Below are 21,116 nucleotides of genomic sequence, written 5' to 3' on the forward strand. Positions count from 1 at the left end.
GCATGCGGTGTATCAGACAATCCGCGTCGATGCCGGACGCGGCTTGCACCGCTGCTACAGGGGATCGCGGCGTCAATGTCTCACGCGGTGTGCCAAACAAACCGCGTCGCACACAGACGCGGCATGCACCATCCCTGTAGCAGCGGCGCACGCGGTGTGTCTACTTGCTCCGGGCGTCAAATCACCTCGGTGATGACCTGAACGGTGCCGCCCATGCTGACCTCATCGTCCACCTCTTTGCCCAACAGGCTTTGCCCCAGCGGCGAGCGTGGGGTGATGACCATGATCGGGCAGCCTTCGAACTCAAGCTTCAACCCCGCCGCATCCGGACCCAGGAAAAACCACTGGCGCGCACCGGTTGCCGATTCCAGCGTCACCAGCGCGCCCAGCTCGATTCCCGCCCGAAAATCACGCAACTGCAGTGCACGAAACTTCGCCAGTCCCTGGCGAATCTCCTCCATCCGTCGCGCCTGTCCGGTGGCCAGGTAGGACGCTTCCAGCCCCAGCGTGTCGTATTTGTTCTCGGCCACGTTCTCTTCGTGGGTGGCGGTTTCATAGGCCGTCTGGGCGGCCCGCTGGGCAACGTCCAGGTCCAGGGTCAGGCGTTCGATGATCGATTGCAGCAGGGCAGGCTTGTTCATGGGCAGACTGATGGTTGGGGCGAGCGCACGATTGTCGCACGAACCGCCTTTAGTGCTTCTGTGCACCGGTGTTTATGCGGACAATAGCGCGCTTTGTGTAACCGTTTGCGTTGGAGTCAGCCATGAAGGCCACCTGGGACATTTTCTGTACGGTCGTGGACAACTACGGCGACATTGGTATCACCTGGCGCCTGGCCCGGCAGCTGCAGGTCGAGCACGGCATGCAGGTTCGTCTGTGGGTCGACGACCTGGTGCCGTTCGCCCGCCTGTGGCCCGCGGCGAACGCCGAACAGGCGCAGCAGTGGCACGACGGCGTCGAAGTCCGGCATTGGAGTGGCGAATGGCAAGCGACCGAGGTCGCCGACGTGGTGGTGGGGGCCTTCGCCTGCAAGCTACCGCCCGAATATGTGGACGCGATGGCGGCTCGCAGCCCGTCACCGTTGTGGTTGAACCTCGATTACCTGAGCGCCGAAACCTGGGTCGACGGCTGCCACGGCCTGCCGTCGCCGCAGCCGGGCGGGCTGCGCAAGTACTTCTTCTTCCCCGGTTTCACCACGGGGACCGGTGGCCTGTTGCGCGAAGCCGGGCTGATCGAGCGGCGCGAGGCTTTCCAGGCCGATCCTGCGGCGCGTCAGGCGTTTCTCGCAGGAATGGGCGTGGAGCCCGAACCGGGGGCGCGCTTGCTGTCCCTGTTCGCCTACGAGCACAGCGGCCTGGCCTCATGGCTGGACGCGCTGGCTGACGATACGCGCAGCAATCATCTGCTGGTCCCCGAAGGACGAGTACTGGCCGATGTGCGGCAATGGTTGGGTGAAGCCTCCCTGGAGGTGGGCAGCCAGGTGCAACGAGGCAGCCTGAAGGTCCAGGTGCTGCCGTTCGTCCGCCAGAGCGAATATGACCGGCTGCTGTGGTGCTGCGATTTCAATGCCGTGCGCGGCGAAGATTCCTTCGTTCGCGCCCAGTGGGCCGCCGCGCCGATGGTCTGGCACATCTATGTGCAGGAAGAATACGCCCACTGGGAAAAGCTCGAAGCGTTCCTCGATCGCTACGGCGAGGGCCTGTCGCCCGCGGCCTATGCGGCGCTGCGCGGACTGTGGCGGGCCTGGAACCAGAGCGTGGAGGGCGCCGACATCGGCCCGGCGTGGCGCGAGGCCCTCGAACACTGGCCGGAACTGGTCGCGCATGCGCGTCAATGGTGCGCGCTACAGGCCGCACAAGCTGATCTTGCGACGGCGCTGGTGCAGTTTTACCGAAATTGGCTATGATACGCGGCCTAGATTTTTGTAAATCACCATCCAAATTCGGATATTCGTAATGAAAACTGGTAAAGAACTGAAACCCGGTACCGTGATCCGTATCGACAACGACCCTTGGCTGGTTCAGAAAGCTGAATTCACCAAGTCGGGCCGTAACAGCGCGATCATGAAGACCAAGCTGAAGAACCTGCTGACCGGCTACAAGACCGAAACCGTCTACAGTGCCGACGACAAGCTGGACGACGTGATCCTGGACCGCAAGGAAGCGACCCTGTCGTTCATCAGCGGTGACAGCTACACGTTCATGGATACCACCGACTACACCATGTATGAACTGAACGCCGAAGACATCGAAGCCGTTCTGCCATTCGTGGAAGAAGGCATGACCGACGTCTGCGAAGCCGTGTTCTTCGAAGAGCGTCTGGTCAGCGTAGAACTGCCGACCACCATCGTGCGTCAGGTCGACTACACCGAAGGTTCCGCTCGCGGCGACACTTCGGGCAAGGTCATGAAGCCTGCCAAACTGAAGAACGGTACCGAGCTGAGCGTTGCGGACTTCATCGAGATCGGCGACATGATCGAGATCGACACCCGTGAAGGCGGTTCGTACAAAGGTCGCGCCAAGTAAGCTTCATGCCTGCTTGATAGCGATGCAAAAACCCGACCTTGAGTCGGGTTTTTTTTTGCCGGGCAGTCATGCAAGACCAATGATTCCAAGGCGCTGTGCATAAACATACACAAGCCTTTGATGCGGAAAAACATTTACTGAAGTCATCACCTTTTTTCGGCCTGGATTCAACTAGCCTGCTGGGGAGCATGTTGATGTCCGGCAACCCGAGTTGAAGGTCAATGACGAAAACAGGGCAGGCGTTTTTTACCTATGGCGTGATCGGCATTGCCAATACGTTGATCCATTGGCAGTTGTTCTTCGTCTTTCGCGAACTGTTCCATACCACGCAAGCGACGGGCAATGTGCTGGCGTTTCTGATCGCGGCGTCCGGGTCGTTTTACCTGAATGCGTTTTTCAACTTCGCCGTGCCGGCGTCTCTGCTTCGCTATGCAACCTTCATGCTGTGCATGGGCGGTCTGAGTTGGGGGGTAGGCAATGTAGCGGACCGGTGGCAGTGGCCTGGTCTGGCGACGGTTTCGCTGTTTTCCATTGTGAGTTTGCTCGTCGGCTTTGCACTGGCCAACTGGCTGGTGTTTCGCAAGGCAACGCCATGAAGATTTCCCTGGTGGTGCCGGTGTACAACGAAGAGCAGGCGCTGGAACTGTTCTATCGCACCGTACGTGCAGAGCCTTCTCTGCGGCCTTACTGTGTGGAAGTCGTTTTCGTGAATGACGGCAGCACCGATCGTACCGCTCACTGTGCGGCGCAGATTGCGGTGAGCGACGCCCATGTGCTGTTGATCGATTTTTCCCGCAATTTCGGCAAGGAGGCCGCGTTGTTTGCCGGGCTCGAGTATGCCACCGGCGAGGCCGTGGTGCCGATGGACGTGGACCTGCAAGACCCGGTAGCGGTGGTTGCGCGGTTGATTCAGCCTTGGCGCGAGGGCGCCGACGTGGTCCTGGCCAAACGGCGGGATCGCTCCAGTGACAACTACGTCAAGCGGTACACGGCGTCGCTGTTCTATCACCTGCTCAACCGTATCGCCAGCCCTCACATCGAGGAAAACGTCGGCGATTTCCGCCTCATGGATCGGCGCGTGGTCGATGTGATCAAGGCGCTGCCTGAACAGCAACTGTTCATGAAGGGCGTGTTGTCCTGGGCCGGGTTCGATGTGGCCATCGTCGAATATGACCGAGCGCCGCGGGCCGCTGGCCTGAGCAAGTTCAATGTGTGGAAGTTGTGGAACCTGGCGCTTGAGGGAATCACTTCATTCAGCACGCTGCCGTTGCGCGTGTGGAGTTATGTGGGCGCCGTTGCCGCGCTGTTGGGGTTTCTCCACGGTGGCTATCTGTTGCTGGACACGTTGTTGTTCGACGGCCGCGTATCGGCCTTTTATCCATTGATCGCCGTAGCGGCCTTTCTTGGCGGTTTGCAACTGATAGGCATCGGTATATTGGGCGAGTATGTGGGCCGCATGTACATGGAGACGAAGCGTCGACCCCGCTATGTGATCAAGAACGTGGTCAGCCAGCGGCACAAAGCGACTGCCCATGAGCGAGAAAGGCATTTGCAGCCTATCCACGACCCCTCCTTCACGGAGGTCAGTGGTGAAAGGAACCGTTGACGGTGAATTGACCCCGCATCAGATGCTGCTGTTCTTTCTGCTGGCAGTGATGCTGTTCGGATTGCCATTGATCCTCGCCGATCATTATTACATCGATGACAACTGGCGAGCCCAGGTGGCCGGGATGGAATGGAAGGGCAGCGGGCGCATTCTGATCGAGTGGTTCCACCAGGGATTGTCCTTCACCCGTGGTGCGCCCAATCTGTTCCCGTTGCCGCTGCTGATCGCCATGGTCGCCATGGCCTACGCGCTCAGATCGCTTGCCACTCTGTACTTTCCCACGCCCACCATCGCTGCGTGCCTCGTGGTACTGCCACTGTGGTACAGCCCGTTCTTTCTGCAGAACCTTTCCTATCAATACGACGGACCGGCCATGGCACTGGGGGTCGTGGCGATGATCTACGCAACGACCTGGCGTCATCCCTCGTTCATGGTTCAGACCGGTATCGCGGCGTGTTGCATTGCTGCGGGCCTGAGCCTCTATCAGATGGTGATCAATATCTATGTCGGGCTGTGCTGTGTAGAGCTGATCCGCGCTGCCGGCGAGGGTGCCTCGACACGCCAGTTGATGCGCCTGATCGTCGACAAGGCAGTGCATCTTGCCGCCGGGGTGCTGGTGTACGGGCTCACCGCGTATCAATTCCTGACTCAAGAGCGCACGGCGTTGCGAACGCTCGATCCGGGCTGGGTTTCATTGCTTTTATCCGATGCGCAAACGGCAGCGCACCGTGTTGCCGCGTTGTACACCAGTGCCAATGCGTGGCTGTGCTGGGCGGTACTGGCGAGCGCCTTGGCCGGATTCTTTCTGATTGTGTGGCGAACGGTGCGACAGGCGTCCAGTGGCCTGGCGAAGTGGGTGAGGGCGCTGGCTTGTGTGAGTGCAGGGGGTACGGCGGTGGTGTCGATTCCCGGCCTGATGTTCCTTTTCGCCCCCTACCAGGACGGTGCCCGCCTGATGATGGGCCTGTCTTCTGCTCTGGTACTGGTTTTCTATCTGAGCCGTGTGGCGCTGACGACCCTCGATGCCAGACTAGGCCGGCTGCTGATCGTGCCGATCCTGGCCTTGCTCTCGTTTTCCTTCGCCTACGGGCGTGTCCTGAACCTGCACAAGGACTACTCCAACAGTGTGCTTCAGCATGTGGCCTATGACGTGGCTTCCCACACGGGCCTGCGCGGCATCGAACGGTACTACGCGGTGCAGGCCGATACGCGAGGGTGGCTGCCGGGGGCCGAAGGCACGTTCAGCCTGATGCCAGTGATGAAGTACGTGGTCAACATCGACTTCATCTGGCTGCCTGAAACCTTCCCGCGTGCCGCCGGAATCACCAACGTTTCAGCGGCATCTGCCGAACAGGCCGAGGCGGTCCGGCACAAGGTGCAGACTGGCATACCGCCTACCGTCGATAGCCTGTTCTATAGCATCTATGTGGACGGTACCCAGGCATACATCCGCCTCAAGCCGGGTACCGACCCCTGATTGCGCGCCTTTGATGTCGTGCGCAAGCATCGATCAATGCGAATGCCGCGGCACCTCGGACCCCCTGCACCCGACCAGAAAATCGAAGTCGCAGCCTTGGTCGGCCTGCATCACATGGTCGATGTACAACTGCCGGTAGCCGCCCACCAGCAACGACTGCGCGGGTGCCTGCCAGTCAGCCAGGCGGGCCTGCAGTTCGCTGTCGGGGATGTCCAGATGCAAGCGCCCGCTGGCGCAATCGAGCTCGATGTAATCGCCTTCGCGGACCACTGCCAACGGCCCGCCGGCGGCGGCTTCCGGCGCCACGTGCAGGACTACCGTGCCGTAGGCGGTACCGCTCATGCGCGCATCGGAAATGCGCACCATGTCGGTGACTCCTTGCGCCAGCAGCTTGGCCGGCAGACCCATGTTGCCGACCTCGGCCATGCCCGGATAACCCTTGGGCCCACAGTTCTTCATGACCAGGATGGAGCTGGCGTCCACGTCCAGGTCTGGATCGTTGATGCGCGCCTTGTACATGTCGAAGTCTTCGAACACCACCGCGCGACCGCGATGGGTCATCAACGCAGGAGTGGCGGCCGAGGGCTTGAGCACGGCGCCCAGCGGCGCCAGGTTACCGCGCAACACGCAGATGCCACCGTCGGCCACCAAGGGGTTGTCGATGGCGCGGATCACCTCGTCCTCGCCATAGATCGGCGAGTTCTGCACGTTCTGCCACAACGTCTGACCGTTGACGGTCAAGGCATCCGGGTTGGGGATCAGATTGTTTTCCCCCAGGCGGCGCAGAACGGCCGGCAGACCGCCGGCATAGTAGAACTCCTCCATCAGGAAGCGCCCCGACGGCTGCAGGTCGACCAGGGTGGGGGTGCCGCGGCCGATGCGCGTCCAGTCGTCCAGCTCCAGCTCCACGCCGATCCGGCCGGCGATGGCCTTGAGGTGGATCACTGCATTGGTCGAGCCGCCGATGGCCGCGTTGACCCTAATGGCGTTTTCGAACGCCTCCTTGGTAAGGATCTTCGACAGGCGCAGGTCTTCACGAACCATCTGCACTGCACGCATGCCCGACATGTGCGCGAGCACATAGCGACGCGAGTCCACTGCGGGAATGGCGGCGTTGTGTGGCAGCGACGTGCCCAGCGCTTCGGCCATGCAGGCCATGGTCGAGGCGGTGCCCATGGTGTTGCAGGTACCGGCCGACCGCGACATGCCGGCCTCGGCCGAGAGAAATTCGTCGAGGCTGATCTGGCCGGCCTTGTACGACTCGTGCATCTGCCAGACGATGGTCCCGGCGCCGATGTCCTTGCCCTTGTGCTTGCCGTTGAGCATCGGCCCGCCGGTCACGACGATGGCCGGCACGTCGCAACTGGCCGCGCCCATCAGCAGGGCAGGGGTGGTCTTGTCACAGCCGGTGAGCAGTACCACGCCGTCGATCGGGTTGCCACGGATCGCTTCCTCTACATCCATGCTGGCCAGGTTGCGGGTGAGCATCGCCGTGGGGCGCAGGTTGGACTCGCCATTGGAGAACACCGGGAACTCCACGGGGAAGCCACCGGCCTCGATCACGCCGCGTTTGACGTGTTCGGCGATGGTGCGGAAGTGGGCGTTGCACGGCGTCAGCTCGGACCAGGTGTTGCAGATGCCGATGATCGGCTTGCCATTGAACTGGTGATCGGCGATGCCCTGGTTCTTCATCCAGCTGCGGTACATGAAGCCGTTCTTGTCAGCCGTACCGAACCATTGGGCCGAGCGCAGGGTGGGTTTATTGTCAGGCATGAGGGCTCTCTTATTGTAAGACTTGTTTTTGTGTATGCCCTCAAAATAGGCCATTGGATCGTCGATTGGAAGAGCTTGTGAAGCAAATAGTAATACTATAAAGTCGATTTCAGTGAAGGTTGAGCGTCGTTTCAGGTCCCCCGAAAAGGGCGACGGGGCGCTGTGGCCTTCCCACCCAAAACAAGCATAAAAACAAGAAAGTGGAGATCGATCCCATGAGCCAGGAACTCGGGCTTATACGCCGCATCACCTTCAAATTGATCCCGTTCCTGATTCTGCTGTACCTGATCGCCTACGTGGATCGCTCCGCAGTGGGCTTCGCCAAGCTGCACATGGGCGCGGACGTGGGCATCGGCGACGCCGCCTACGGCTTGGGTGCAGGGCTGTTCTTCATTGGCTACTTTCTGCTGGAAATCCCCAGCAACCTGATGCTCGAACGCTTCGGCGCCCGTCGCTGGTTCGCGCCCGCATCATGATCACCTGGGGCGCCATCACCATCGGCATGGCGTTCGTGCAGGGTCCGCACAGCTTCTATGTCATGCGCTTCCTGCTGGGGGCGGCCGAAGCCGGCTTCTTTCCCGGCGTGCTGTACTACATCACGCAGTGGTTCCCGGTCCGTCACCGCGGCAAGATCCTGGGTCTGTTCATTCTGTCCCAACCCATCGCCATGATGATCACCGGGCCTGTGTCCGGCGCTCTGCTGGGCATGGACGGCGTGCTCGGCCTGCACGGCTGGCAGTGGTTGTTCATCGTCATCGGCACGCCGGCCATCCTGCTGACCTGGCCGGTGCTGCGCTGGCTGCCCGATGGCCCGCAGCAGGTCAAATGGATGAACCAGGCTGAGAAAGACTGGCTGGCCACTGAACTGCAGAATGACCTGCAAGCCTATGGCCAGACCCGCCACGGCAACCCGCTGCATGCGCTCAAGGATTTTCGCGTGCTGCTGCTGGCGTTGTTCTACCTGCCGGTGACCTTGAGCATCTACGGCCTGGGCCTGTGGTTGCCGACCTTGATCAAACAATTCGGCGGCAGCGACCTGACCACCGGATTCGTGTCTTCGGTGCCGTATGTATTCGGCATCATCGGCCTGTTGCTCATCCCGCGCAGCTCGGATCGTCTCAACGACCGCTACGGCCACCTGGCGGTGCTGTACGTGCTGGGCGCAATCGGTCTGTTTCTCAGCGCCTGGCTGAGCCTGCCGGCGGCGCAACTGGCAGCTCTGTGCCTGGTGGCGTTCAGCCTGTTCTCCTGCACGGCGGTGTTCTGGACCCTGCCGGGCCGCTTCTTCGCCGGGGCCAGTGCGGCGGCCGGCATTGCCCTGATCAACTCGGTGGGCAACCTGGGCGGCTACATCGGGCCGTTCGTGATCGGCGCGCTCAAGGAGTACACCGGTAACCTGGCCAGCGGCCTGTATTTTCTCAGCGGCGTGATGGTGTTCGGGCTGGTGCTGACCGCAGTGGTCTACCAGTTGCTGGAGCGCCGTCACGTGCTGCCGGCCGATGCGTTCGCCGCCAGCGCCCGTTCCTGAACCCAGCAAAAGGAAGCTCGTCATGCATCTGGTGCAATTTGAATTGAACAACGGTCAACGTCGGGTCGGTCTGGTCGACGGCGATCGGATCCACGAAGTGCGCGGCGCGAACAGCGTTCGTGAACTGGCTTTGGCCGCCATCGCCGCAGGCCATGGCCTGGCCCAGGCGGTGGATGGCTGTGGTCTGGGTGAGCAGCACGACTACCCGCAGTTGCTCGAGCAGGGGCGCATTCTGCCGCCGCTGGATCACCCCGATCCGGCGCACATGCTGGTGACCGGCACCGGCCTGACCCACCTGGGCAGTGCCGCCGCCCGGGACAAGATGCACCAGCACAGCGCCGACACGGCAGTCACCGACAGCATGAAGATATTCCAGTGGGGCGTGGAGGGCGGCAAGCCTGCCGCGGGCCAGCCCGGCGTGCAGCCGGAGTGGTTCTACAAGGGTGACGGCAGCATCGTCGTGCGGCCCGGCCAGGCGTTCCCCGTTCCGCCCTTTGCCGAAGACGCCGGCGAAGAGCCCGAGCTGGGCGGGCTGTACGTGATCGGCCCGGATCGCCGCCCGTATCGCCTGGGATTCGCCCTGGGTAACGAATTCTCCGACCATGTGATGGAACGCAAGAACTACCTCTACCTGGCCCATTCCAAGTTGCGCAGTTGCAGCTATGGTCCGGAGCTGCGCGTGGGCGAGCTGCCCGAGCACCTGTCCGGCACCAGCCGTATCCGGCGTGCTGGCGAGGTGATCTGGGAAAAGGAATTTCTCAGTGGCGAGGCAAACATGTGCCACAGCTTCGACAACCTCGAGTACCACCATTTCAAGTACGCGCAGTTCCTCAATCCCGGCGACGTGCACATTCACTTCTTCGGCACGGCCACGCTGTCGTTCGCCGATGGCCTCGCCACCCAGGTGGGTGATCGCTTCGAAATCAGTCTGCCGGAGTTCGGCGCACCGTTGGTGAACAGCGTTGGCCAGGCAGAGCAAGCGTTCGCTCCAGGCACCGTGGGCGTCCTGTAGGGGCGCGACAGCAGGCCAGAAGGATGCATCGCAGGTATCATGGTCCGACTTTACCCAGGAGGTCCGACCATGACCCTGCCCACCGCGCTAGAAACCTGCGACATGCTGCTGATCGACACGCTGCATGCCTTCGACTTCTCCTTCGACGAAGAGCAGACCCTGCACATCGAATGCATGGACGGCCGCGAGCTCAAGCGTTGGGCGTTTACCCTGGCTGAGCAGCAAGCGGCTCAGCCAGGTGCCGAGCCCGACAGCTTCGTTATCACTCGCGACGGCACGTCCCACACCTTGACTTGCCTCAGTGCCTTTTCGGCCCGCGACGAAGACGATGAAACCCAGGCGTGAACACGGTGGTCTGTAAAGTCCGATCCACGTTCGCTCCTGCTGCCGCAACAACATTCAGCGCCATGCAAGATCGGCCACACACAAGAGGCTTCGGAGAAACCTTCATGAAGCGAGTTCTGCTATCCATGCTTGTCAACGGCTTGGCCCTGACATCCCTGCACGCCGCTGCAGCCGAAAAATATGACCTGCTGGTGGGCACCTACACCCAGGGTTCCAGCGAAGGCATCTACCGCTATGCCTTCGACAGCACTACCGGCCAGATCGAGGCCCAGCCTCGGCAGACGGTCAAGAGTTCCAACCCGTCCTGGCTGACCTTGTCCCAGGACCAGCGCCGCCTGTTCGTGGTCAATGAAAACGGCCCCGGCCAGAAAGACGTGATTGGCAAGGTCACCAGCTTCACTGTGGACGACAAGACCCACGATATCCGTCAGGTCAATCAGGTGGCCACCAGCGGCGACGAGCCGACCCATTCCAGCCTGAGCCAGGACGGGCGCCACCTGTTCGTCGCCAACTATGCCGTCAGTGCCAATCCGGGCGGCAGCCTGAGCGTGCTGAATGTGGCCGAAGACGGCACCCTCAGTAACGTCGTGCAGGAGCTCAAGCACGTCGCCAGCCAGGTCAACCCCGAGCGCCAGGCCGGGCCCCACGTGCACTCGGTGGTGTCGCTGCCGCCTTCGGGCCGCTACGTCTACGCCAGCGACCTGGGCGCCGACCGGGTCTACGTGTACCGCTATGAGCCCAAGTCCGCCGAGCGTCCACTGGTGCCCGCTCAACCGGCCTCGGTGCAACTGCCGGACGGCAGTGGTCCGCGTCACCTGCTGTTCAGTCGTGATGGCAAGCACGCCTACCTGACATTGGAAATGAGCGGTCAATTGGCCATGTTCGATGTCAAAGATGGCAACCTGGTACGCCAGCAGCTGCTCGAACTGGGCACCGTCGGCAAGGAAAGCGCCAGCGGCGCCTTGCACCTGTCTGCCGATGGTCGCTTCCTCTACGTGAGCAACCGTGGTACGGCCAACCAGATGCTGGTGTTCAGCGTCGACCCTGGCACTGGCCATCTCAAGGAGATCCAGCGTCGGCATGTGGACGGCGATCACCCACGCGAATTCGCCCTCGACCCCACCGGTCACTTCCTGTTGATCGCCAACCAGAAGAGCAACCAGATCACCGTGCTCAAGCGCGACGCCAGCACCGGGATGCTGGGTGAGACGGTACAGAGCTTCAAGCAGGACGCGCCGTCGGACCTGAAATTCCTGACTCAGTAACCCGCTCCAGGCAACCCGGCGTGCCAGGCATGCCGCGTTGTCCGGGTCAGGGCGCTAGCCGCTGACCTCGACGCTGCTCAGCCCATTGCCCAGACGCCGCACCTGAATCTGCACCGGGATGCGTTCGTGCATCTCCTGCACGTGGGAAATCACTGCCACCTTGCGCCCCTGCGCCTGCAGGCCGTCGAGCGCATCCATGGCCAGTTGCAGCGATTCGGGATCGAGGCTGCCGAAGCCTTCGTCGATGAACAGCGACTCGATGCGCAGCGTGCTCGACGCCATCGAGGCCAGCCCCAGGGCCAGTGCCAGCGACACCAGAAAGGTTTCCCCGCCCGACAACGAATGCACCGAGCGCAGTTCGTCGCCCATTTCGGTGTCCAGCACCAACAGCCCGAGCATGCTGCCGCCGCGCTTGAGACGGTAGCGGCGCACCAGCTGACGCAATTGCACGTTGGCGTGATGCACCAGCAGGTCGAGGTTGTAGGCCTGGGCGATCTTGCGGAAGCGATCGCCTTCGGCCGAACCGATCAGCGCCGCCAGGCGTGCCCAACGCTGGTAGTGCGCATCGGCCTCGGCAATCTGCGCTTGCAGGGCCTGGTTGGCGCTGTGCCGACGCTGGTCTTCGGCTTGCTGTGCGCGCAGCTCGGCGCATTGCTGCTCCTGCCGTTCGACGTCCATCAGCAGGGCGGCGTGCTGTGCGTCCAGCGCCTCGGCACTGGCGATCGCGTCGACCTGTGTCCGATGAGCCTGCTGGCGCTGCTCGCGTTCGTGCAAGCGGATGCGCGCCTGTTCCAGGGTTTTTTCCGTGGTCTGCAGGCGGCTGCGCAGCTCATCGACCTGGGGTTCATCGATGGCGAGCAGTGCCTGCAACCCGTCATCGTCCAGGTGCGGACGCTGCTCGCGCCAGGCGTGCAGGGCCTGCTGCACGTCAGCCAGGGTTTGCTGCAATTGGGCCTGCTGCGCAGTGTCGGCCTCCAGGGCGCTGGAGGTCTGCACTGTCTGGGTTCGGAGATCCTGTTGCTGGCGGTCGACCTGCCGTTCCTGCTCGCGCGCCGTCTCGACCTGATCGTGCAAGGCCGTCTGCCAGGCGGACGCCTGGGCATGCTCGCCCAGCAATTCGCGTAGCCGTGCCTCGCAGGTCTGCAGTTGCGTGGACAGCGCCTCGACCCGCTGGCGTTGCTGCTCGCAGTCGGTCTGCTGCCGCGCATGCTCGCTGCGGGCCTGTTCGATGCGTCGCGCACGGGCGTCGAATTCCGACTGTTCTTCATCGCGCAGCTCGATCTGGGCCAGGCGCTCGACGATGTTCTGCTCCAAGGCCATGAACGTCTGCGCCGGGTGTTCGCGCAGGGCCTGCAGGCGAGCGGCGGGCAACTGACTGGCCAGCGCCTGTAACTCGTCGTCGAGCCGCTGCTGGTCGGCGTCCAGGTGGGACTGATGCGCCTGCAGTGTCTGCTGCGCCTGCTGGCTGGCTTCCCTGGCCTGCGCCACGGCGCGCTGCAGGGCGGTCGCCTGCTGTTGCAAGGCCAGCAGGCTGTTCTGCTGACGTTCATCCTCGTCGATCAGACGCGTGTGGTTGGCCAGGGTGTCGCGCAGCCAGTCCGCCGGCTGCTCGGCGTCGCTCAGGGCAGGGTAGAGCGGATGCCGGGCCAGCTCGGCGTCACCTGGCTGGTCGAGCCATTGTTGCTCCTGCGCCTTGAGCTGTTTGTGCTGCTCGATCAGCGCGCCGACTTCGGTACGCAGCTCGACCAGGCGTTCGGACAATGGCTTCAACGCAGCGCGGGCGCGTTGCTCTTCGTCGTCATCGTGCGCCGACAGCGCCTGCAACAGCGCCTCCGGAGCATGATAGGGGTGCTCGACACTGCCACAGACCGGACAGGGCTGCTCGGGCTGCAAGCGTTCGCGCAACTGTTCGACGCTTTCGCTGCGCGCCAGGCGCTGGCGTTCGAGCAGTTGCAGGGTCACCTTCAAGGCTTGCTCGGCCTGTTCATGGGCTGCGCGGAGCTCCAGCCCCTGGGCGGTCAATTGCTCGCGCCGGGCCAGCAAGGTGGCCTGCTGCTGGCGCCCTTGTTCGAGACGTTCCTGAACGGCGTTGCGCCGCTGCCACAGCCGTTCCAGTTCCTGTACGCCATGCAGTGCCAGGCGTTGCTGTTGCAGGCGCTGGGTCAGTTGCTGCAAGCGCTCGGGCAGTTCCTCGGCGCGGCATGGGGCATGCTGAAAGACGCGGGCAAGGTCGCTTTGATGCGCTTCCAGGCTCGTCTTTGTGGCCTGTGCCTGCGTCTGCAACTCTGGCAATTCGATCTGGCCCTGGCGCAGGCGACTGCTCAGCGTCACCACTTGCTGCAGGCGTGGCAGGTAGGCGCTCCAGGTGGCGGCCAGCGGCGCCAGCTCGGCGCTGCGTTCGAGCGCGTCGGAGACCTGCTGCAGGCGTTCGCCACTGTCGGCCTGTTGCTGCTCCATGCCCAGCAACGCCTGCGCCCCGGACGCAAGCTGCCGCTCGGAATCGGCCAGCGCCGGACTCAGGGGTTCGAGCTCGGCCTGCAATCGGCTCCGGTTTGACTGTTCGTCGAAGGCCTGCTGCAACCGGGGCTGCGCTTGGGCCTGTTGCGCCAACGCCTGTTGCAGCGTGCGCCCGGCCTGCTCGCGTTGCTCGTCCAGGTGTTGCTGCTGCACCGCCTGCCGTTGCTGCCGCGAACGCGACAGCTCGATACGTTCGGCCAGGGGCCGGAGCTGGGTGCGTACTTCCTGCTCGCGGCTGAACAGGTAGCGTTGCGGTGCCAGTTGTTCGAGCATGTGCAATTGCAAACGCTGCTCGCGCGCCTGCTTCCCATGCCTGGGATGCGTCTTGCACCTGCTGCCGTGCCGCCTGGCAGTCGTCGCTCAGGCGCCGGTCTTCGCGGTGCCACTGCTGTTGCTGTTCCACCTGCTTGAGATGCGCCTGGTGCTGCCGCAGTTGCTCGCTGGCGGTGTGAAATTCCAGATCCAGCGCTTCGCGCGCTTCGGCGGCCAGTGGCGCGATACCGGTGGCCTGGTCCTGCCAGTGCTTGAGCTGCTCGCGGGCGTCGCGGCTCTTTTCGAAGGCGCGTTTGCCCAGGCGCGTATAGAGCGCGGTGTCGGTGAGCTTTTCCAGCAGTTCGCTGCGTTCGTTGTCGTCGGCTTTGAGAAAGGCACTGAATTCGCTCTGCGCCAGCATCACCGCACGGGTGAACTGCTCGAAGTTCAGCCCCAGGCGGGCTTCCAGCAGCTGCTTGTATTCACCTTTCTGGCTGGCGAGCAGTTGGTCATTGTCCAGATCGCGCAGCGACTGCCGGCTGTTCTGCAACTTGCCCGCCGGTTTGTCCCGTGCCCGGTTGGCCTCCCAGCGCGCGCGATAGCGACGACCGTCGACGCCGAGGAAATCCACTTCCGCATAGCCCGCCCCGGTACCCCGACGCAACAGGGTGCGCGGGTCGTAGCTGCCGATTTCACCGTCGGCGTCGGGCACCTTGGCACTCTGCGACGCATTGCCCAGGCGCGGTACGGCGCCAAACAGCGCCAGGCACAGGGCGTCGAGCAGGGTGCTCTTGCCCGCGCCGGTGGGGCCGGTGATGGCGAACAGACCGGCGCTGGCCAGCGGTTCGGTGGTGAAGTCCAGTTCGAACGGGCCTGCCAGCGAGGCGAGGTTCTTCAGGCGGATGGCCAGAATCTTCATGGGGTTTCGCCCTCCAGCTGCACTTCCTGCAACAACTGCGCGAAGTCGTCCAGGGTCTGTTCGTCCACCTCGCTGCCGTAGCTGTCGAGCCAGGCGCGGCTGAACAGTTCGTGGGGGCTGAGCTGGTCCAGCTCGATCAGGGCGCCGACATCCTCGTTGTCGGCGTTGACCCGCCCGGCGTACTCGGCAGCGATCCGCACCAGACGCACAGCCTTGCCTTGCAGCGCGGTTTCGATGTGCTGGCGCAGGTCCGGTTGCGGCTCGTCGAGTACCACCCGCACTTCCAGCCAGGGGTAGCCCAGCACATCGGCCAACAGGTCCACGTCCGGTAGTTGCTGCAACTGTTCACGGACCTGCGGCAACGGCGCCGGGCCGATGCGCAGCAGATCGACCGCACGCGGGATCAGGATCGGTTCCACGCTCACCAGTTGCTCGCCGGCGCACTCGATCTCGAGGATCTGGTGCGGGTACTCGATCTCGGAAAACGACAGCGGTATGGGCGAGCCGCTGTAGCGAATGCGTGATTCGCCGTTGACCTTCTGCGGCTTGTGCAGATGGCCCAGCGCGACGTAGCTGATGCTGGCGTCGAACAGGCTGGCCGGCAGGGCTTCGGCGCTGCCGATCACCAGGCTGCGCTCGGACTCCATCGACACCGAACCGCCCGCCATGTGCGCGTGGCTGATGGCGATCAGTGCCTGCCCCGGCGAGCGTCGGGCATTGGCAGCGGCGATCAGCATCTCGTGCACCCGGGCGATGCCTTGCAGGTAATCTTCGCCCAGGGTTGCGCCGGTCACCTCGGCGGGGCGCAGGAAGGGCAGCGCCAGGCACCAGGCCTGCACCTCACCACTGGCATCGGGCAGTGGCAGCAACAACCGCTCGCTGTCGAGGCGGCCGTCTTCGAGCCACATCACCCGGCCCAGCGCATGGGTGCGCAGGCGGCGCATCAACGGCCCGGGCAATTCGATGCGCGAACCGGAGTCGTGGTTGCCGGCGATCATCACGATGGTCAGCTGCGGTTGTTGCTCGTGGGCGCTGACGATGAAGTTGTACAGCCGCTCCTGCGCCCGCACGGGCGGATTGACCGTGTCGAAGATGTCGCCCGCCACCAGCAGCACGTCGGGCTGGCGCTGGGCGAGCTGACGCAGCAGCCAGCGCAGGAAGCTTGCGTGTTCGAAGTCGCGCTCCTGACCGTGCAGGCTTTGGCCGAGGTGCCAGTCGGAGGTGTGGAACAGGCGCATGAAGGCTCCAGGGGGCAGGGAAGGCCGCCATGATAGCCGTTCGGTCCCGCGCTTCCCATGCGCCCGCTCGTGGCGGGATGTGACGAACCGATTTTTACGCTTTCTTTACGGCCAGGCCCGGGTATCGATCTCGCGCCTTTACACCCTGGCCTCGGAGAATGTCGGCAAGCGGCAGCCGCCGCGCCTGGAGATATTCCCATGTCTGTTCTGGACGGCCTGTTCCTGCTGCTGGCCATCGGTTTGTTCGTGTACCTGCTCGTTGCCCTCTTGCGCGCCAGTGGAGGCTAGTCATTGATGAACAGTCACGATTTCGCCCTGATAGCGGCCTTTCTCGCCTTGATTCTGCTGCCGGCGCCCTGGCTCGGACGTTTCTACTACAAGGTCATGGAAGGCCAGCGCACCTGGCTCAGCGTACCGCTGCAACCGGTGGAGAAGCTGTGCTACCGCTTTTCCGGTATCGATGCGCAACAGCAGCAGAGCTGGCAGCAATATGCCCTGGCGCTGCTGGTTTTCAATCTGGCCGGATTCGGCCTGCTGTTCGCCATGCTCATGCTGCAGGGATATCTGCCGCTCAATCCCCAGCACCTGCGTGGCCAGGAGTGGACCCTGGCGTTCAACACCGCCGTCAGCTTCATGGCCAACACCAACTGGCAGGCCTACAGCGGCGAAACTTCGCTCAGCTACCTGAGCCAGATGGCTGGCCTGGGCGTGCAGAACTTTCTCAGTGCAGCCACCGGGTTGGCGGTGCTGGTGGCGCTGTGCCGTGGCATCAGTCGCCGTTCGGCCAGTACTCTGGGCAACTTCTGGGTCGATGTGACCCGTGCCACCCTGTATGGGCTGCTGCCGCTGGCCTTGCTGCTCGCTGTTTTCCTTGTCTGGCAGGGTGTGCCGCAGACGTTAGCGCCCTATGTGGACGCGCTGACCTTGCAGGGCAACCCACAGACCATCCCCCTCGGCCCGGCGGCCAGCCAGATCGCCATCAAACAGCTGGGCACCAATGGCGGCGGGTTCTTCGGCGTCAACTCGGCCCATCCGTTCGAGAATCCCACGGCCTGGAGCAACCTGTTCGAACTGGTCGCGATCCTGACCATCCCGGTCGCCCTGGTCTTCACCTTTGGCCATTACGTGAAAGACCTGCGCCAGAGCCGGGCGATCCTGGCCTGCATGTTGACCTTGCTGTTGCTGGGCCTGGGGCTGTCGCTGTACGCCGAGCAGCAACCCAACCCATCGCTGGCCAGTGCCATGGTCGAGCAGACCGCGCCGCTGGAAGGCAAGGAAAGCCGCTTCGGCACCACCGCCAGCGTGCTCTGGTCGGTGACCACCACGGCCGCCTCCAATGGCTCGGTCAATGCCATGCACGACAGCCTCAATCCGCTCTCCGGGATGGTTGCGCTGGTCAACATGATGCTCGGCGAAGTGATCTTCGGCGGTGTCGGTGCCGGTCTCTACGGCATGCTCCTCAACGTGCTGCTGACGGTGTTCCTGGCCGGCTTGATGATCGGTCGAACCCCGGAGTACCTGGGCAAGAAACTCCAGGCGCGCGAGGTGCGCTGGTTGGTGGCGAGCCTGCTGGTCATGCCCGTGGGCGTGCTGGTGCTCAGCGCCATCGCCGTGAGCCTGCCGGGGCCGGCCGCAGCGGTGAGCAACCCCGGCCCCCATGGCTTCACTCAGCTGCTGTATGCCTACACCTCGGCCAGCGCCAACAACGGTTCGGCCTTCGCCGGCCTGTCCGCCAACACGGCCTTTCACAACCTCATGCTGGCTTTGGGCATGTTGCTTGGCCGCTTCGGCTACATCCTGCCGGTGCTGGCCCTGGCCGGAGCCCTGGCCAGCAAGAACGCCAGCGCGCCGAGCGCCGACAGCTTCGCCACCCACGGCCTGCTGTTCATCACCCTGCTGACCGTGACCCTGCTGATCGTGGGTGGCCTGACTTTCCTGCCGGTGCTGGCCCTGGGGCCGATCGCCGAGCACTTGAACCTGCATTTCTGAGGCCTGGACCATGAACCGATCGACCGTTGCCGCTGCCACGCAACCCTCACCGCCTGCCGGGGCCACCTTGAGTGCCTTGTGGCGACCCGCGCTGCTGCAGGCGTTCGTCAAGCTCGACCCCCGGCGACTGCTGCGCAGCCCCGTGCTGCTGGTGGTGGAGTTGTGCGCCGTACTGACCACCGGCCTGTGCCTGCTGCCCGACCCGGCAGTGTCGGCCTCGGTCGCCGTGCAGATTGCCGTGTGGCTGTGGTTTACCCTGCTGTTCGCCAATTTCGCCGAAGCACTGGCCGAAGGCCGTGGCCGTGCCCGCGCCGACAGCCTAAAGGCCGGCAGCCAAGGCCTGCAGGCTCGCCGGCGACGTGCCGACGGCAGCTTCGAGACGGTTGCCGCCACCGCCTTGCGCAAGGGCGATGTGGTTCGCGTCGAAGCCGGGCAGATGATTCCCGGTGACGGCGAGGTGCGCGAGGGCATCGCCGCCGTCAATGAGGCCGCCATCACTGGTGAGTCGGCGCCGGTGATCCGTGAATCGGGTGGCGACCGCTCGGCCGTCACCGGCAATACCCTGGTGGTGTCGGACTGGCTGCTGATCGAGATCAGCACCGACCCCGGCGAGTCGACCCTGGATCGCATGATCGCTCTGGTGGAAGGCGCGAAGCGGCAGAAGACGCCCAACGAAGTGGCCCTGGACATCCTGCTGATCGGCCTGACCATGGTCTTCCTGCTGGTGGTGGTCACCCTGCAGCCGTTTGCTCGCTTCTCCGGGCACAGCCTGCCGTTGGTGTTTCTCCTGGCATTGCTGGTGACCCTGATCCCGACCACCATCGCTGGCCTGCTGTCGGCCATCGGTATCGCCGGGATGGACCGCCTGGTGCGGCTCAACGTCGTGGCCAAGTCCGGCCGCGCCGTGGAAGCGGCCGGCGACGTCCATGTGTTGCTGCTCGACAAGACCGGCACCATCACCTTCGGCAACCGCCGCTGCAGCGCCTTGCATGCCGCGCCTGGCGTCAGCGACGCACAGATGGCCGAAGGTGCGCTGCTGGCTTCGCTGGGCGATGAGACGGCGGAAGGGCGCTCGGTGGTCGAGTTTATCCGGCCGCTGTTCAGCATCGACGAGCCGGCCGCCGAGCGCTGGCAATCGGTGCCGTTCAGCGCCCAGACACGGCTGTCGGGCGTCGACCTCGACCAGCAGAGCTACCGCAAGGGCGCGGTGGACTCGCTGCTGGCGTTCATCGGCCAGTCCAGGGCGCAGCTTGCGCCCGCGCTGGCCGAACACATCGAGCGCATCGCGCAGAGTGGGGGCACACCGCTGCTGGTGTGCCGCGACCGCCAACTGCTGGGTGTCATCCACCTCAAGGATGTGGTCAAGCCCGGCATTCGCGAGCGCTTCGAGCAACTGCGCAAACTGGGCATCCGCACCGTGATGGTGACCGGCGACAACCCACTGACCGCCGCCGCCATCGCTGCCGAAGCCGGGGTCGACGACGTGCTGGCCGAAGCCACGCCACAGAAGAAGCTGGCGCGCATACGCCAGGAACAGGCCGACGGCCGCCTGGTGGCCATGTGTGGCGATGGGGCCAACGATGCCCCCGCGCTGGCTCAGGCCGACGTCGGCGTGGCGATGAACGACGGCACCCAGGCCGCGCGCGAGGCAGCCAACATGGTCGACCTGGACAGCGATCCGACCAAGCTGCTCGACATCGTGCGTATCGGCAAGGAACTGCTGGTCACCCGCGGCGCCTTGACCACGTTCTCCATCGCCAACGACGTGGCCAAGTATTTCGCCATCCTCCCGGCGCTGTTCGCTGCGGTGTACCCATCCCTGGGCGTGCTCAACGTGATGAACCTGGCCAGCCCGCAGAGCGCGATCCTCTCGGCCATCGTCTTCAACGCCCTGATCATCATCGTGTTGATCCCCCTGGCCCTGCGCGGCGTGCGGGTGCAGGCCGACAGCGCCGCGCAACTGCTGCGGCGCAACGTTCTTATCTATGGCCTGGGTGGTTTGGTGGTGCCCTTCATCGGCATCAAGGCCATCGATATCGTCCTCACCGCTTTGCACCTGGTCTGACTCTGGAGCTTGAATGATGAACAGTTTGTTGCGTCCGGCCTTGAGCCTGATTCTGTTGATGACCTTGCTCACCGGCGGTGCCTATCCGCTGCTGGTGTGGGCGGTAGGGCAGTGGGCCTTTCCCGCCCAGGCCAACGGCAGCCTGGTGCACGACGCGCAGGGCCAGGTGCGCGGTTCCGCCTTGCTCGCCCAGGCCTTCACCGATGAGCGTTGGTTTCATTCTCGGCCTTCGGCAGCCGACTACGCGACCCTGGCCAGTGGTGCGAGCAACCTGGCGCCGAGCAATCCTGCGCTGGGCACTCGCGTGCTGGCGCAGGCCGATGAACAGTTCGATGCGCAGCAAGGTCCGGTTCCGCTGGCGCTGTTGACCACCTCGGCCAGTGGCCTGGACCCTGATCTGCCACCGGCAGCGGTGAGCTATCAGGTCCCCCGGGTGGCGCGTGAACGCGGCCTGCCCGAGTCGACTCTGCGCGCGTTGGTGCAGGCGCAGACCCGATCGCCCGCCATCGGCCCGGAGGTGGTCAACGTGCTGGCTTTGAACCAGGCGCTGGATCGGCTAACGTCACAGTTCCGATGACCACGAGGCGATGCCATGAGCCCAGACC

Annotated in this window: 16 protein-coding genes and 2 pseudogenes; 13 read left to right on the plus strand and 5 right to left on the minus strand. The window is 63.8% G+C overall.

What is annotated here, in order from left to right:
- Positions 1 to 176: 176 nt before the first annotated feature.
- Positions 177 to 641, minus strand: a complete 465-nt coding sequence (locus tag ABMD26_RS18725) for a GreA/GreB family elongation factor (protein ID WP_122743578.1) — start codon at positions 639 to 641, stop codon at positions 177 to 179.
- A 122-nt stretch (positions 642 to 763) separates the two neighbouring features.
- Here ABMD26_RS18725 and earP point away from each other — a divergent pair, with 122 nt between their 5' ends.
- The 5 genes from earP to ABMD26_RS18750 all read left to right on the plus strand — a co-directional run bounded on the left by earP (position 764) and on the right by ABMD26_RS18750 (position 5,608).
- On the plus strand, positions 764 to 1,906 hold the full coding sequence (gene earP, locus ABMD26_RS18730; RefSeq protein WP_134723253.1) for an elongation factor P maturation arginine rhamnosyltransferase EarP: 1,143 nt from the start codon (positions 764 to 766) through the stop codon (positions 1,904 to 1,906).
- Between the two features lie 49 nt (positions 1,907 to 1,955).
- The gene (locus ABMD26_RS18735) at positions 1,956 to 2,525 is read left to right on the plus strand and encodes an elongation factor P (RefSeq protein WP_049858924.1); all 570 of its coding nucleotides are present in this window, start codon (positions 1,956 to 1,958) and stop codon (positions 2,523 to 2,525) included.
- Positions 2,526 to 2,746: 221 nt separating this feature from the next.
- Positions 2,747 to 3,121, plus strand: a complete 375-nt coding sequence (locus tag ABMD26_RS18740; RefSeq protein WP_134723252.1) for a GtrA family protein — start codon at positions 2,747 to 2,749, stop codon at positions 3,119 to 3,121.
- Positions 3,118 to 4,131, plus strand: coding sequence for a glycosyltransferase family 2 protein (locus ABMD26_RS18745; protein ID WP_354311197.1), 1,014 nt, complete (start codon positions 3,118 to 3,120; stop codon positions 4,129 to 4,131). Before ABMD26_RS18740 ends, ABMD26_RS18745 begins: the two co-directional genes overlap by 4 nt.
- Entirely contained in the window at positions 4,115 to 5,608 is a 1,494-nt protein-coding gene (locus ABMD26_RS18750; RefSeq protein WP_354311199.1) for a glucosyltransferase domain-containing protein, read from the plus strand. The genes ABMD26_RS18745 and ABMD26_RS18750 overlap by 17 nt, the downstream gene beginning before the upstream one ends.
- 33 nt (positions 5,609 to 5,641) lie before the next feature.
- On the opposite strand, the gene ABMD26_RS18755 is transcribed toward ABMD26_RS18750, so the two are convergent.
- The gene (locus tag ABMD26_RS18755) at positions 5,642 to 7,381 is read right to left on the minus strand and encodes an IlvD/Edd family dehydratase (protein WP_314570517.1); all 1,740 of its coding nucleotides are present in this window, start codon (positions 7,379 to 7,381) and stop codon (positions 5,642 to 5,644) included.
- A 215-nt stretch (positions 7,382 to 7,596) separates the two neighbouring features.
- On the opposite strand from ABMD26_RS18755, the pseudogene ABMD26_RS18760 reads away from it, so the two are divergent.
- The 4 genes and pseudogenes from ABMD26_RS18760 to ABMD26_RS18775 all read left to right on the plus strand — a co-directional run bounded on the left by ABMD26_RS18760 (position 7,597) and on the right by ABMD26_RS18775 (position 11,531).
- Positions 7,597 to 8,909 (plus strand): annotated as a pseudogene (locus ABMD26_RS18760) (MFS transporter).
- Positions 8,910 to 8,931: 22 nt separating this feature from the next.
- A complete protein-coding gene (araD1, locus tag ABMD26_RS18765) occupies positions 8,932 to 9,921 on the plus strand; it encodes an AraD1 family protein (RefSeq protein WP_354311201.1) in 990 nt (329 codons plus the stop codon).
- Between the two features lie 69 nt (positions 9,922 to 9,990).
- The gene (locus ABMD26_RS18770; protein WP_236707082.1) at positions 9,991 to 10,266 is read left to right on the plus strand and encodes a DUF5629 family protein; all 276 of its coding nucleotides are present in this window, start codon (positions 9,991 to 9,993) and stop codon (positions 10,264 to 10,266) included.
- Positions 10,267 to 10,370: 104 nt separating this feature from the next.
- Positions 10,371 to 11,531, plus strand: coding sequence for a lactonase family protein (locus tag ABMD26_RS18775; RefSeq protein ID WP_354311203.1), 1,161 nt, complete (start codon positions 10,371 to 10,373; stop codon positions 11,529 to 11,531).
- Positions 11,532 to 11,585: 54 nt separating this feature from the next.
- On the opposite strand, the pseudogene ABMD26_RS22275 reads toward ABMD26_RS18775, so the two are convergent.
- From ABMD26_RS22275 to ABMD26_RS18785, 3 genes and pseudogenes are all read right to left on the minus strand, one after another.
- Positions 11,586 to 12,191 (minus strand): annotated as a pseudogene (locus ABMD26_RS22275) (SbcC/MukB-like Walker B domain-containing protein); the annotation flags it as partial.
- A 1,324-nt stretch (positions 12,192 to 13,515) separates the two neighbouring features.
- Entirely contained in the window at positions 13,516 to 15,219 is a 1,704-nt protein-coding gene (locus ABMD26_RS22280; RefSeq protein ID WP_502948348.1) for an AAA family ATPase, read from the minus strand.
- Positions 15,216 to 16,457 (minus strand): exonuclease SbcCD subunit D C-terminal domain-containing protein, encoded by a 1,242-nt coding sequence (locus tag ABMD26_RS18785; RefSeq protein WP_043185691.1) that lies wholly within the window; start codon positions 16,455 to 16,457, stop codon positions 15,216 to 15,218. The genes ABMD26_RS22280 and ABMD26_RS18785 overlap by 4 nt, the downstream gene beginning before the upstream one ends.
- A gap of 198 nt (positions 16,458 to 16,655) precedes the next feature.
- Here ABMD26_RS18785 and ABMD26_RS18790 point away from each other — a divergent pair, with 198 nt between their 5' ends.
- From ABMD26_RS18790 to kdpC, 4 genes are read left to right on the plus strand one after another with little or no spacing between them, the layout of a single operon-like run.
- Complete coding sequence (locus tag ABMD26_RS18790) at positions 16,656 to 16,745, plus strand: potassium-transporting ATPase subunit F (RefSeq protein ID WP_082223535.1); 90 nt, start codon at positions 16,656 to 16,658, stop codon at positions 16,743 to 16,745.
- A gap of 6 nt (positions 16,746 to 16,751) precedes the next feature.
- A complete protein-coding gene (gene kdpA, locus ABMD26_RS18795) occupies positions 16,752 to 18,446 on the plus strand; it encodes a potassium-transporting ATPase subunit KdpA (RefSeq protein ID WP_354311206.1) in 1,695 nt (564 codons plus the stop codon).
- Between the two features lie 10 nt (positions 18,447 to 18,456).
- Positions 18,457 to 20,511 (plus strand): potassium-transporting ATPase subunit KdpB, encoded by a 2,055-nt coding sequence (gene kdpB / locus ABMD26_RS18800; protein WP_134723241.1) that lies wholly within the window; start codon positions 18,457 to 18,459, stop codon positions 20,509 to 20,511.
- Positions 20,512 to 20,527: 16 nt separating this feature from the next.
- Positions 20,528 to 21,088 (plus strand): potassium-transporting ATPase subunit KdpC, encoded by a 561-nt coding sequence (gene kdpC, locus ABMD26_RS18805; protein ID WP_134723240.1) that lies wholly within the window; start codon positions 20,528 to 20,530, stop codon positions 21,086 to 21,088.
- Positions 21,089 to 21,116 lie beyond the last annotated feature (28 nt).

Origin of the sequence: Pseudomonas sp. PvP001 (genome assembly GCF_040546375.1) — a bacterium.
GTDB lineage: Bacteria > Pseudomonadota > Gammaproteobacteria > Pseudomonadales > Pseudomonadaceae > Aquipseudomonas > Aquipseudomonas coleopterorum.